Annotated in this window: 11 protein-coding genes and 1 pseudogene; 7 read left to right on the top strand and 5 right to left on the bottom strand. The window is 53.0% G+C overall.

Annotation, left to right across the window (positions count from 1 at the left end; translation table 11 throughout):
- Positions 1-71: 71 nt before the first annotated feature.
- Positions 72-725 carry a potassium channel family protein gene (locus OL236_RS08775; protein ID WP_265070321.1) on the bottom strand — a complete coding sequence of 218 codons (654 nt, stop codon included), beginning with the start codon at positions 723-725 and terminating at the stop codon, positions 72-74.
- 10 nt (positions 726-735) lie between these two features.
- Positions 736-2,058, bottom strand: coding sequence for a TrkH family potassium uptake protein (locus tag OL236_RS08770; RefSeq protein ID WP_265070320.1), 1,323 nt, complete (start codon positions 2,056-2,058; stop codon positions 736-738).
- A 255-nt stretch (positions 2,059-2,313) separates the two neighbouring features.
- On the opposite strand from OL236_RS08770, the gene msrB reads away from it, so the two are divergent.
- From msrB to OL236_RS08745, 5 genes and pseudogenes are all read left to right on the top strand, one after another.
- The gene (gene msrB / locus OL236_RS08765; protein WP_265070319.1) at positions 2,314-3,429 is read left to right on the top strand and encodes a peptide-methionine (R)-S-oxide reductase MsrB; all 1,116 of its coding nucleotides are present in this window, start codon (positions 2,314-2,316) and stop codon (positions 3,427-3,429) included.
- Positions 3,430-3,588: 159 nt separating this feature from the next.
- Positions 3,589-4,398: pseudogene (locus OL236_RS08760) on the top strand (PD-(D/E)XK nuclease family transposase).
- 564 nt (positions 4,399-4,962) lie between these two features.
- On the top strand, positions 4,963-5,280 hold the full coding sequence (locus OL236_RS08755; protein WP_265070318.1) for an ArsR/SmtB family transcription factor: 318 nt from the start codon (positions 4,963-4,965) through the stop codon (positions 5,278-5,280).
- An 81-nt stretch (positions 5,281-5,361) separates the two neighbouring features.
- The gene (locus tag OL236_RS08750) at positions 5,362-6,375 is read left to right on the top strand and encodes a permease (RefSeq protein ID WP_265070317.1); all 1,014 of its coding nucleotides are present in this window, start codon (positions 5,362-5,364) and stop codon (positions 6,373-6,375) included.
- A 224-nt stretch (positions 6,376-6,599) separates the two neighbouring features.
- The gene (locus tag OL236_RS08745) at positions 6,600-6,971 is read left to right on the top strand and encodes a thioredoxin family protein (protein WP_265070316.1); all 372 of its coding nucleotides are present in this window, start codon (positions 6,600-6,602) and stop codon (positions 6,969-6,971) included.
- 304 nt (positions 6,972-7,275) lie between these two features.
- Here OL236_RS08745 and OL236_RS08740 read toward each other — a convergent pair whose 3' ends face one another.
- The 3 genes from OL236_RS08740 to OL236_RS08735 form a co-directional block, all read right to left on the bottom strand.
- Positions 7,276-8,208, bottom strand: coding sequence for a PRC-barrel domain-containing protein (locus OL236_RS08740; RefSeq protein WP_265070315.1), 933 nt, complete (start codon positions 8,206-8,208; stop codon positions 7,276-7,278).
- A gap of 56 nt (positions 8,209-8,264) precedes the next feature.
- On the bottom strand, positions 8,265-8,633 hold the full coding sequence (locus tag OL236_RS12520) for a tetratricopeptide repeat protein (RefSeq protein WP_050992526.1): 369 nt from the start codon (positions 8,631-8,633) through the stop codon (positions 8,265-8,267).
- 510 nt (positions 8,634-9,143) lie between these two features.
- Positions 9,144-10,201: hypothetical protein (locus OL236_RS08735; RefSeq protein WP_265070314.1), on the bottom strand; the 1,058-nt coding region annotated here is incomplete at its 3' end.
- Between the two features lie 313 nt (positions 10,202-10,514).
- Here OL236_RS08735 and OL236_RS08730 point away from each other — a divergent pair.
- Positions 10,515-10,781 carry an HPr family phosphocarrier protein gene (locus OL236_RS08730; RefSeq protein ID WP_006190627.1) on the top strand — a complete coding sequence of 89 codons (267 nt, stop codon included), beginning with the start codon at positions 10,515-10,517 and terminating at the stop codon, positions 10,779-10,781.
- A gap of 108 nt (positions 10,782-10,889) precedes the next feature.
- Positions 10,890-12,599: a phosphoenolpyruvate--protein phosphotransferase gene (gene ptsP, locus OL236_RS08725; protein ID WP_265070313.1), complete on the top strand. Its 1,710-nt coding sequence runs from the start codon at positions 10,890-10,892 to the stop codon at positions 12,597-12,599.
- The last annotated feature ends 1 nt before the right edge of the window (position 12,600 follow it).

The following is a 12,600-nucleotide window of genomic DNA, read 5'->3' as shown; positions in this document are numbered from 1 at the left end:
ATATGCAAGCGTTAAAAGCGGGTCAAAGGAGCGGGGGCGTGATATTCGGCAAGGTTTTCTGTGCGGAACAATCAATCATTCTTCCGAAGCGCGCGGTCGACGTCTTCCTGCCTGCCTGCGACAAGGACAGCGGCATTGGCGGCGAGGATGGTTTGGGCGGAGATATTGAGGTCGATGCGGTCGCCTGCTTTGATGCCGAGGATGTTCAGGTGATGACGGCGGCGGATATCAAGCTCGATGATGCTTTTCCCTTCCCATGCTTTGGGCACGGGCACTTCGTAGATGGCGTATTCGTCGCTGAGCGGGAAGTAGTCGAGGATGTGGTTGGAGCCGCAGCGGATGGCCGTCCACAGGGCAAGCTGGCGCTCGGGGTAGACGGTTTCATCCGCGCCGTTTCGCAGCAGAAATTTCTCGTGAGTGTCACGCGAAGCGCGCGCCACGACATAGCGAGCGCCGAACTCTTTGAGGAGGGAGGTCGTTTCGAGGGAGCTTTGAAAGTCATCGCCGATGGCGACGATGCAGACATCGAAGCTGGGGATGCCGAGGGACTGCAGAAAGTCGGCATTGGTGCTGTCGGCGATGAGAGCGTTCGTCACGAGCGGCAGTATGCGATTTACACGGTCTTCGTCGTGGTCGACGGCGAGGACGTCATGCTGCATGTCGTGCAGCTTCTTGGCAATGTAGCGGCCGAAGCGGCCGAGGCCGATGAGCAGGATGGATTTCATGATGTTCCTCCTATCCGATGGTGATTCGTTCCTCTGGGCGGCGGCCGGATTCCTGCCGCCCGCGCGCGTGTGCCGCAAAGATGACCGTGAGGCCGCCGATGCGTCCAAAGAACATCAAAAGCATCATGACGCATTTGGAAAGCGGGCCAAGATCCTCGGTGACGCCGATGGAAAGACCGACGGTCCCCAGTGCAGAAGCCGTCTCAAAAGCACTGTCAATCAGGCGAATGTCGTCGATGAGGTTGAGCAGCACGCTGCCGGAGGCAAAAAGCAGCAGATACATCATGAGGATGGTGACGGCGTGACGCTGGGTTTCGGGCGAAAGACGGCGAGAGAAGCAGGTCGGCTCCTCCTTGAGCCGAAAGGTGGCGATCATGATGGCGAACAAGGTGAAAGCCGTCGTCGTCTTGATGCCGCCCGCTGTGGAGCCGGGAGAGCCGCCGATGAGCATCAGGACGATGAGGGCGGCTCGTCCCGTCTCGCTGAAGTCTTTGATGTCGATCGTATTGTAGCCGGCAGTGCGGGTCGTGACGGATTGAAAGAGGGAGATCAGGAAGTGTTCGCCCGTGGAAACGCCGGGATCAAGCTCGAAGAAAAAGAAGAAAAGCGCAGGAATAAGGATGAGGACTGCCGTCATCGTGAGGGCGATCTTGCTTTGCAGGCTGTAGGCGCGAAAATTTCTGCGGTTCAGACGTATGTCCGCCCAGGTGGTGAAGCCGAGGCCGCCGGCGATGATGAGGAGCATGACCGTGATGTTTACGACGGGGTCGGCAGCGAAGTCCATCAAGGAATTGCCGAAGAGGTCGAAGCCCGCATTGCAGAAGGATGAGATGGAGTGAAAGACGGCGAAGTAAATGCCGCGCACGAGGCCGACTTTTTGGCAAAAAGAAGGGGCGAGGAAGAGCGCACCGAGAAATTCGATGAAGAAAGTCAAGCGCAGAATGAAGTAGAGGAGCGGCACGATGCCGCCGAGCTGCGGCGCTGAAACGGCTTCCTTGGAAAGGCTGCGCTGCATGAGCCCGATGCGCTGTCCGGAAAGAGCGGCGAGAGAAACCGCGATTGTAATGACGCCGAAGCCGCCGATCTGAATCATGGCGAGGATGACGAGCTGACCGAAAAGCGTCCAGTAGGAAGCGGTATCCACGGCGGTGAGTCCTGTCACGCAGCTGGCGGAAACGGCGGTGAAGAGCGCGTCCGCAAGGGAGGCGCCCTCTCCGTTTGCCGTCGCCCAAGGCAGCATCAGAAGTCCTGTGCCGCAGAGAATCAGGACGAGGAAACTCAAGATGATGATGCGGAAAGGCGACAGCCTTCGCAAGCGACCGATGATGTTCATAAGACGGCCTCGCTCTATAATAAAGAAATCCCGGATAAATTCAGCTGCCTGACTTCGCGCATGTGTTTGCCTGCGTTTTTGAAAGGCACATCCCTATTGTACGCTCCTTTTCTTGTTTATGCAAGGAAAGATACGGAGGTACAAGAGAGCAGGATTATTCTTAAATAATTTTTATTCTCTTATTATCATATCTTTCGTTTTCTGTGGTATAGTGGAGAAAAGAAAGTGCATTTCATGACCTAGAGGGAGGTACCTATGAAAATTCCATCCTTACGCATCATCTGCGCCTTGGGGCTTGCATTTTGTCTGGGCGGCTGCGGGGCGGCGCCCGCATCGATGGCTGAGATGCCTGAGGAAATCGTGCAGAAGAACGCGCCGCAAGAGGGCGAGGCGGAGATTTACCTCGCGGGCGGCTGCTTCTGGGGCACGGAGCATTACTTGAGCCTTGCACCCGGCGTCATATCGGCGGAGAGCGGCTACGCGAACGGGCGCACGGCGCGTCCGTCGTATCGCGAGGTGTGCTCGGGCAGCGGCCATGCCGAAGCCGTGCATGTCGTCTACGATCCGAAGGTTCTGCCGCTCGAAAAGCTGTTGGAACTGTTTTACGAGTCCATCGACCCGACGGCGAAGAACCGCCAGGGAAACGATGTCGGCGAGCAGTATCGTTCGGGCATTTACTATGTGGCAAAGAGCGGCAGGGCGCACGGGGAAGTCGCTGTGATCGGCGATTCGCTACGTCGCCTGGAGGAGAGGCTGAAAAAGCCTGTCGCCATAGAGACGGGGCCTATCGTGAACTTTTACCGCGCAGAAGAGGAGCATCAAAAGTATCTGGAAAAGCATCCGGACGGCTACTGCCATATCCCGCTTTCGTTGATGGCCGACATGCGCGGGAAGAGCGAAGCGGCGAAGGAAGGGCAGAAGGAGAAGTCTTATGCGAGGCCGTCAGACGATGAACTCAAGGAGCGCCTGACGGCGATGCAGTACAAGGTGACGCAGGAGAAGGCGACGGAAGCGCCGTTTCAGAATGAATACGATCATGAGTTTCGCGCGGGAATCTATTGCGATGTGACGACGGGGGAGCCGCTCTTCGTTTCGACACACAAGTATGATTCGGGCTGCGGCTGGCCGGCTTTCTCGCGTCCGATCGACGCCTCTCTCATCGCGGAGCACGAGGATACGTCGCACGGCATGGTGCGCACGGAGGTCACGGCAGCCAAGAGCGGCGCTCACCTCGGGCACGTCTTTGAGGACGGCCCCAAGGCGTTGGGCGGCATCCGCTACTGCATCAACAGCGCTTCTCTGCGTTTCGTGCCGAAAGAAGAGATGGAGGCGCAGGGCTACGGTGCGTATCTGCCGCTGCTGGATGAATGATAGGCTGTGAAAAAGGAAGAGCCGGGCGAAGATGGATTTCATCTTCGCCCGGCTCTTTTTGGATGTGCGCCCGGCGGCGCACGTTTCTTTTCAGCCTTGACAATCTTTGGCATAGTGCATACTATGATAGTAGAATAAGGTGAGGAGGCTATAGGCGCGGTGAGGATAAGCAAGAAGGACATTCCTGCGGAATATGATATGCTGATTCAAAAATTCCGCTTGATCGACGATACGTTTTTCAACGTATGTTTTGGCAACTATGTCGAGGGAATGTAGCTCCTGCTGCGTATCTTCTTTGACCGCGAGGATCTCGTTGTCAAGCATGTCGTTACGCAGCAGAGTGCGGACAATCTCTATGGTTGCGGCGTGCGTTTTGATGTTTTGGCGGAGGACAGCGAGGGAAAGCTCTATGACTGCGAGGTACAGCGTGCCAACGAGGGTGCCGCTCCGCGTCGGGCACGCTACAACAGCAGCATGATGGATTCGCGGGAACTGGCAAAAGGAGCGGAGTTCTCTGAACTTCCAGAGACATGGGTGATCTTCATTACAGAAAACGACATCTATGGAGCGGGTTGTCCGCTTTACCATGTGGATCGAATCATAGAGGAGCTTCAGCGACCGTTTGATGATGGGGCGCATATCCTCTACGTCAATGGTGCGAATCGTGATGATACGCCGCTCGGGCGATTGATGCAGGATTTTTTCTGCGAGAATCCAAACAAGATGAATTATAAGGAGCTGGCTGAAAGAGCCGACTATTTTAAGGCAGAAGCAGAGGGGGTACATACCATGTGCGAATTGATGGAGAAATTCGGAGAGAAGAAATTGGAAGAGGGGCGTATGGAATCGGCTCGTCGAATGGCGACGGCTTTAATTGCTTTGGGGAAACTCACACTTTCCCAGATTGCTGAAGCAATACAGTTGCCCCAGGAAGAAGTTGAACGATTGGCAGGGTCAACAGGAGCATAAGAGAAGATCGCTTGTTCCTCAACATTTTGCCCGAGAGAAGGCCACAGGTTGCATTCAGTGTGTGTAATCTCTCGGGTTTTTGTTGCTAAAAATTCCGACCTTCTGGAAACATGAAAACGACATTTATGGAGAGGGGGTTCCTCTGTACCGTTGATGCAGGAAGAGGTTGAATGTTGGGCAGGAACGACCTGCGTATAAGATGAAAACCTGCTGTGTCTCACTTTGAGACATGTTGCCTTATTCAAAACTTCACCCGAGGGAAAATTTGCCAGAGATATCCGGTGTGCGAAATTCTTCGGTTTTCCTATTCTATTAAGAATGATGCTTTTATCTGAGGGTTAATTGTAAAATGAAGTTGAACAGCTAAACAAAAACAAAATCCATAGTGACATCCCGTGCTATAATGCTCATGTGCGGCAAAGTAACACACAAGAATTTTGCAGACAGCAGCCCCGATTATTCCGTATCTGTTTATTGAAATTTAGAAAAACTATAATTTCATATTGACTTTTTTCGATTTGAAGCATATACTTAAATCAAGAAATTTGGATTTGAGGTGAGAGCATGGCAACTATTTATGAGGAAAGAGCAAAAATCTTTAAAGCTTTAAGTGATGCGCGTAGATTACGCATTTTAGAACTTTTGCAGAATGGAGAAAAGTGTACTTGCACTTTAAACGATGAAGTGAATATGCCTCAATCTTCGCTTTCCTATCACATGAAAATCCTATGTGAAGCAGGTATTGTGACAGGTCGTGAGGACGGTAAATGGACACATTACCAAATCAGCAAGCAAGGCAGTGAAAAGGTACTGTCTTTATTGAAAGATACGATTGCTATTGACGAAATAAATATGAGTTGTAATAAGTGTTCAAACACCTAAAAGCCGTTCCAATATGGCAACGGCTTTTTTTAGGAATATCAAATCGAAAATTCTTGATTTATAAGAAGGAGAGATTAGGATATGCAGGAACTAAAAAGTGTTTGGGATTTCTTTCAGAATGAAATCCTCGGTATGAAATGGCTAAACCAACTGATAGGAAATCTGTTAGAAGCGTGTGGTCTATCTACTGAAACTCGGTTAGGGGGAAGCGTTCAGTTTTTCATCTACGACACCATAAAAATTATGCTATTGCTGGGCGTTTTGATTTTGATAATTTCGTATATTCAAAGTTATTTCCCGCCGGAGAGAACCAAAAAGATATTAGGGAGATTTCGAGGAATAGGGGCAAATATGATAGCTGCCCTTTTGGGAACAGTTACGCCGTTTTGTTCTTGTTCGTCCATTCCAATATTTATCGGTTTTACCAGTGCCGGGCTGCCGCTGGGTGTTACGTTTTCTTTTTTAATTTCTTCTCCTATGGTAGACCTCGGCTCTCTTGTACTCCTTATGAGCATATTTGGCTGGAAAGTGGCAATCGTGTATGTTCTGCTCGGACTTATAATTGCTGTTGCAGGAGGGAGTTTAATCGAAAAACTACACCTTGAAAATGAAGTAGAGGAATACATTAAAAATGGAAAATCCGTTGATATTCCGCAGGAAGAATTGCACTTTAAGGATAGACTTCATTTTGCATGGGAACAGGATGTATCTACTGCGAAAAAGGTTGCACCTTATGTCTTGATCGGTGTAGGTATCGGGGCTATTATTCATAACTGGATACCAGAAGAAATCATTGTTAAGATACTCGGAGCTAATAACCCATTTGGTGTAATTATCGCAACTATTGCCGGAGTACCCATGTATGCAGATATTTTTGGAACAATTCCGATTGCAGAAGCACTACTGGCAAAGGGAGCATTGTTGGGCGTTGTTTTATCTTTTATGATGGGCGTTACCACTTTGTCCCTGCCTTCAATGATTATGCTTCGTAAAGCTGTAAAACCTAAACTTTTATGGATTTTTATCGCAATCTGTACGGTCGGAATTATACTGGTTGGCTATCTCTTTAACGCCATTCAGCCAATACTAATTTGAAATGAGTTAGAAAAATACACTGCGAAAATGTAAAAGAATGTATTTGTCCTAAAATATCGTGCCAAAATCATGGGCGGTGTTGTGCTTGCGTCATAAAGCACCGTACAACGGATAGTTTGCCTTATTGCTTGTTCCCAGATAATGGTGGGGATAAAAGCAATCGAAATCATTATGAGGTTTTGAAAAAACGCTTTGAAAGCGAAAAATAAATGGAGGTATTCATTATGTCATTATTTAACAGAAAAAACAAAGAAGAAAAAACGCCTGCGTGTGCTTGTAATGCCGGCTGCCCGACAAGCGAGGCACCAGAAATCAAGCTGGAAAAAGAGTGTTACGGAAAAAAAGTGGACGGAATTTGCTGTATTAAGGTTTTAGGTTCTGGTTGCAAAAGCTGTCGTGCACTGTTAGAAGCAACTCAGGAAGCGGTTCATTCAATGGGACTTGCTATTGAGATTGAATATGTTACAGCCATGGAAAAAATCATGCAGTATGGAGTAATGAGTATGCCAGCTCTTGTTGTAAATGAGCAGGTTGCTTCTATGGGAAAGGTGTTGAAATCAAAAGAAGTAGAAACACTTTTGAAAAAAATGATTTAGCAAATCCAGCCGAGCCGGTCAACGGCGAGTGAATGGACTGCGCCCACCGTTGACAGCCCCGTCTATCTTTGCTGGTGGGTAATCAAGGGGCGACAGCAAAAAGTGCTGCCGCCCCTTTCTGTTGTGGTCAAGCGTTCTTGTAACACGAGTGTCCAATCAACTTATGTCGAATACCTCGCTTCGAATGGTGTACGATAGCCGTTATAAGAATGTGGTCGTACGGCTTGACCTCTTGGGACTTCATGGTAAACAAGAAATCCCCCGAAGCGGCATTTTGCCGTGTCGGGGGATTTTCTTTGCCTTCTTACTGCACGTTCATCGAAAGCTCGATGATTTTGTTGGCGAGCTTCGCTTTCTGGAGAACCTCTTCGGTGATGTCGCCGCCGGCTTCGACGATGACGACGCCTGTGTCGGTCGTGATGCGGCGCGATGCCTTCTTGTTGAGCAGGAAGCGGCGATGCCTGTCCTCGGTCGCCTTGGCGGCTGCCTTTTCCGCAGGGTCTTCCGCGGTTTCAGGCGCAGCTGCCGGCTCTGGTGCAGGAGCTTCGGCGGGCGTCTCGGCAGCGGGTTCGGCGACGGATTTCGGCGTCGGCTCTTCCGTCGGCTCTGTCGTGGACATATCAGGAACTGCAGGCGTCTCGGGCGCAGGCTCGGGAACAGACTCGGCAGATGGCTCAGCGGCGGGCGTTTCGGCGAATGTCGGGGCAGCTTCAAAGGCGGGAGCTGCAGGAGCTTCGGTTGCGGGCATGGCAGGAGATGCGGTCGCTGTTACGCTGCCGCTGTCGATGACCGTGACCTGCTTGCCGAAGATGGAAATTTGCTCGGCGGAGATGTTGTCGAGGAAATTTCCCTGCGGGTCGGAAATCTCACACTGCACGACCTTGCCGTCGTCGCCGACGTAGATCTCGCTGACAGAACCTTGGATCGTACCTGCCTTCGTGATCGCCTTCGTGCCGATGATGCGCACGTTCTCGTCGAGCAGGTTCTCGAAGTCGACGGCGTCCTCAAGCGTCAGGATGTTCTCGCTGTTTGTGATCGTGATGGCGTCGGCGCCAACGGCGATGACGCTTTCAAATGGGATGAGCTTGACGCCGCGATACCAGTCGTCATCCTCGATCGTGATGGCGGCGACGGCGCCGTTCTTGGCGTCGATGAGCAGGGTCTTGCTCATGCCGAGCTCGCGACCCTCGGTGATGCTGATCACGGGCAATCCTAAGATTTCTGCACTTGTCTTCATAGATATTTCCCCCTGTGTGTGATAGGTTTTTCTTTCTCTATATCGGAGTTGTATCCTTATGCCTCTTGAGCGGCGCTTTCGATCTCCGCAGAGATTTCAGGCGGTATTTGCGCAAAAGGCGTATGGGCAATTCCGTGGCTTGCCAAGATATGTTGGACGGTGCGCAGGTAGCCGACACTTCGGTGGAATTCCTGCTGCATGGCAACACTTTTTTGCGTTGCTGGAAGCGTGAGCGCCGCCTCGTAGGTTTCGCTTGCAGCTTCATAATCGCCCATTTCCTTGTAGGTATTACCAAGGTTGATGGCGATGAACGGTGCGTAATCATCGTTCCAGTAGATGCCGAGCGCCTGCTTGTAGGCGAAGACGGCACGACGGGGGTGATGCTCCCGCGACTCCCTGTCTGCATAGTCGAGATAATCATCCATCGAGTGGAGGCGGCCGACGGCTTCGGTGAGCTCCTTAAGCTCGTCCTTGGCACGCCGGCGTTCTTCTTCGCTGGGCAGTACCGCAGGCTCGAGGTCAAGATCTTCCTCATCGACGGCTTCGTCAGCAGTCTCTTCGGCGGTTGCCTCATCTGCCTCGACTTCGTCAGCCGCTTCTTCAGCATTTGCTTCAGCCGCTTCGTCTTCGTCGGCATCTTCTTCAGCAGTTACCTCAGTCGCCGCGTCTTCGTCGACAGTTTCTTCAGCATTTGCCTCAGCCGCCGCGACTTCGTCGGCCGCTTCTTCAGCATTTGCTTCAGCCGCTTCGCCTTCGTCGGCATCTTCTTCAGCAGTTGCCTCAGCCGCCGCGACTTCGTCGGCCGCTTCTTCAGCATTTGCTTCAGCCGCTTCGTCTTCGTCAGCCGCTTCTTCAGCATTTGCCTCAGTCGCCGCGACTTCGTCAGCCGCTTCTTCAGCATTTGCCTCAGTCGCCGCGACTTCGTCAGCCGCTNNCCTTCGTCAGCCGCTTCTTCAGCATTTGCCTCAGTCGCCGCGACTTCGTCAGCCGCTTCTTCAGCATTTGCCTCAGTCGCCGCGACTTCGTCGGCCGCTCCTTCGGCAGTTGGCTCAGTTGCCTCGACTTCGTCGGCATCTTCTTCAGCATTTGCCCCAGTTGCCTCGACTTCGTCGGTCGCTTTTTCAGCAGTTGTCGCAGCCGCCTCGACTTCGTCGGTCGCTTCTTCAGCAGTTGCCTCAGCCGCCTCGACTTCGTCGGCCGCTTCTTCAGCATTTGCCTCAGCCGCCTCGGCTTCGTCGGTCGCTTCTTCAGCATTTGCCTCAGCCGCCTCGACTTCGTCGGTCGCTTCTTCAGCAGTTGTCGCAGCCGCCTCGACTTCGTCGGTCGCTTCTTCGGCATTTGCCTCGGCCGCCTCGACTTCGTCGGCCGCTTCTTCAGCATTTGCCCCAGTTGCCTCGACTTCGTTGGTCGCTTCTTCAGCAGTTGTCGCAGCCGCCTCGATTTTGTCGGTCGCTTCTTCAGCAGTTGCCTCAGCCGCCGCGTCTTCGTCGACAGTTTCTTCAGCAGTTGTCGCAGCCGCCTCGACTTCGTCGGTCGCTTCTTCAGCATTTGCCCCAGTTGCCTCGACTTCGTCGGTCGCTTCTTCAGCATTTGCCCCAGTTGCCTCGACTTCGTCGGTCGCTTCTTCAGCAGTTGCCTCGATTGCGTCAACTTTGCCGACTGTCGTCTTGTCGGCATCGGTTTCGTTGGTTTCCTCCGCCTCAGGCTCGCCGCGTATATCGGCAGAAGCTGTAAGACGTTCTTTCTTCAGCAGGCGAGCGTTGTAAAAGGTGACGCCCAAGGATGCTGCAAGTACGAAGATGAGGATGATTGCATAATGCGTTGCCGTCAAGAAGGATGAGATGTTGAGCGTCGCAAAATTCACGAGGAAGGCCATGACTGCGCAGAGAATCAAGGGTTTGTACTTGATGGGGCAGTCAAAGAAAATGGCGATTCGGTGAAGAAAGAGGATACTCGCCGCCATGATGGCGACAGCAAGCAGGAAAAACGTCAATACCTATCACCACGCTTCGTTTCGATAAGTTTTTCCGCAGACGCCTTTGCGTCCGCAGGGGCTGGGGGCTGCTTGCAGAACCCCTGACATTAGCTATTTCGACGCCTATCCTTGAATTCCTGCCGCAGTTTTTGAAAAACTGCTTCGTTAAAGTCTTTTGATAAAATTTTTCTCTGCAAAAAGGGAATGTCGGACGGACGGCGAATATTATACATTGAATAGGATTCACGGGACAGTGCATCTTGTTTGGAAGCTGCGCTGTTTTGGTGATGTGAGGTTTTGCTTTATTCTTTTTTGGTAAGGAGAGATTCAGATGACAGAGGCAACATTGACGATTGAGAACAAGACGGGAATCCATGCGCGTCCGGCTTCCGTTTTTGTACAGACGGCTGCAAAATTCAAGTCCAAGGTGCAGGTCAAAGCGAAGGGCAAGACGGCGGATGCCAAGAGCATCCTCATGCTCATGAGCCTGGGACTTGCCAAGGGAACGGAAATCACGATTGAGGCGGACGGCCCCGATGAGGCAGATGCTGTGGCGGCTCTCAAAGAACTTATCGTAACGAAGTTCGGCGAGGAGTAATCAGGGAAGCTCCGGGGAGATGTTCGTTTATGCCCCGGAGCTTTTTTATAAGGACTCATCAAAATCGTTGTGCGACATCTGAACGATCCATGAATGGGGGAGAAGCATATGGCAGAAAGTTTGCGCGGCAAGGGCGTCATCGCCGGCATTGCGATCGGCACGATCATGATGGCAGGACAGAACATTGACGGCCACCTTAAAGGATATACGCCCGGCAACAAGGACATTGAGAACCAGAAAATCAAGGATGCCATTAAGGCTGTTGTCGCCGTATTGCAGGAGAACATCAAGACGCTGCAGGCGAAGGGGATGGCGGAGCAGGCGGCTATTCTTGAAGCGCACCGCATGCTCGCGCAGGATCCGATGATGGAAGAGACGATGCACACGAAGATCGAAACGCTCGCGAACGCTCCTCTGGCAGTGCTCGACACGGCGAAGGAACAGGCGGCAATTTTCGAGCAGATGGACGATCCGTATTTCCGCGAGCGCGCTACCGATATCCGCGACGTCGGCAAGCGCATCGCAAAGTACATTCTTGGCGTCAAGGAGCCGGAGATCGGCGACGATCCCGTGATCCTCTGCGGGCACGAGATCGAACCGTCCGTCATCGCCAACATCCCAACGGACAAGATCGCCGGCGTGATCTTGGGACAGGGAAGCACGACATGCCATGCCGTCATCATCGCCAAGGCGCGCGCGATTCCGACGGTCGTCGGCATTGGCGAGCGACTGGCGGAGATCCCTGATGGCGCATGCGTCGTCATCGACGGCGAGCGCGGCGACATCCTCGTGCGCCCCGACGAGGTGACGTTGGCAGACTATCGCGAGAAGATCAAGCAGCAGGAGGAGCGCAAGGCGTACTACGCCGAGTTAGCGCCTCTGCCTGCCGTCACGACGGATGGCGTGCGCGTCGAGCTTTGCGCCAATATCGGCAATCACATGGACGTTGACGCGGCACTCACTTATGGTGCAGAGGGCGTGGGACTGTTCCGCTCGGAATTCGTATTCATGGGCAGGCAGGACATCCCGACGGAAGACGATCAGTTCAAGGCGTACAAGGAAGCCGTCGAGAAGTGCGGCGGCAAGATTTGCGTGATCCGCACGATGGACATTGGCGGCGACAAGCCTCTGCCGTACCTTAATATTCCTCCCGAGGACAATCCGTTCCTGGGCTACCGTGCTCTGCGCATCAGCCTGCAGAGGCGCGACCTCTTCCTGCCGCAGCTCAAGGCGATCTTAAGGGCCGGCGTCTACGGCAAGGCGGCGATCATGGCGCCGATGGTCATCAACGTCGCGGAGTTCAAGAAGGTTCTGGAGTTCGTCGACGAGGCGAAGCTGGAGCTTTCGCACGAGGGAAAGGCATTCTCCGAAAACGTGCAGGTCGGCATCATGGTCGAAACGCCGGCGGCCGCCATCATGACGCCCGAGCTTGCCAAGTACGTCGACTTCTTCAGCATTGGCACGAACGATCTCGTGCAGTACACGCTCGCCGTTGACCGCGGCAATTCGAGCATCTCGTACCTCTATAATCATTTCAATCCCGCCGTCCTGCGCCTCGTCGAGCGCACGGCGCGCGCTGCGAAGGACAATGGGATATGGTGCGGCATGTGCGGTGAGATGGCGAGCGATCCCTACGCTGCCGTCCTCTTGATGGCGATGGGGCTGACCGAGCTCAGTATGAGCGCACCGTCGATTCCGCGCGTCAAGGAAAAGCTGCGCGCCGTTTCCGCTGTGCAGGCCAAGGAGATCCTCGCCGATGTCATGAAGATGGAAGACGGGGAAGAAATCAAGGCGTACCTGCAGAAGGTTCTCGCCTGAT

This window comes from Selenomonas sputigena (assembly GCF_026015965.1).
Lineage (GTDB): Bacteria > Bacillota > Negativicutes > Selenomonadales > Selenomonadaceae > Selenomonas.
This window is presented reverse-complemented; position numbering and strand designations above follow the sequence as displayed.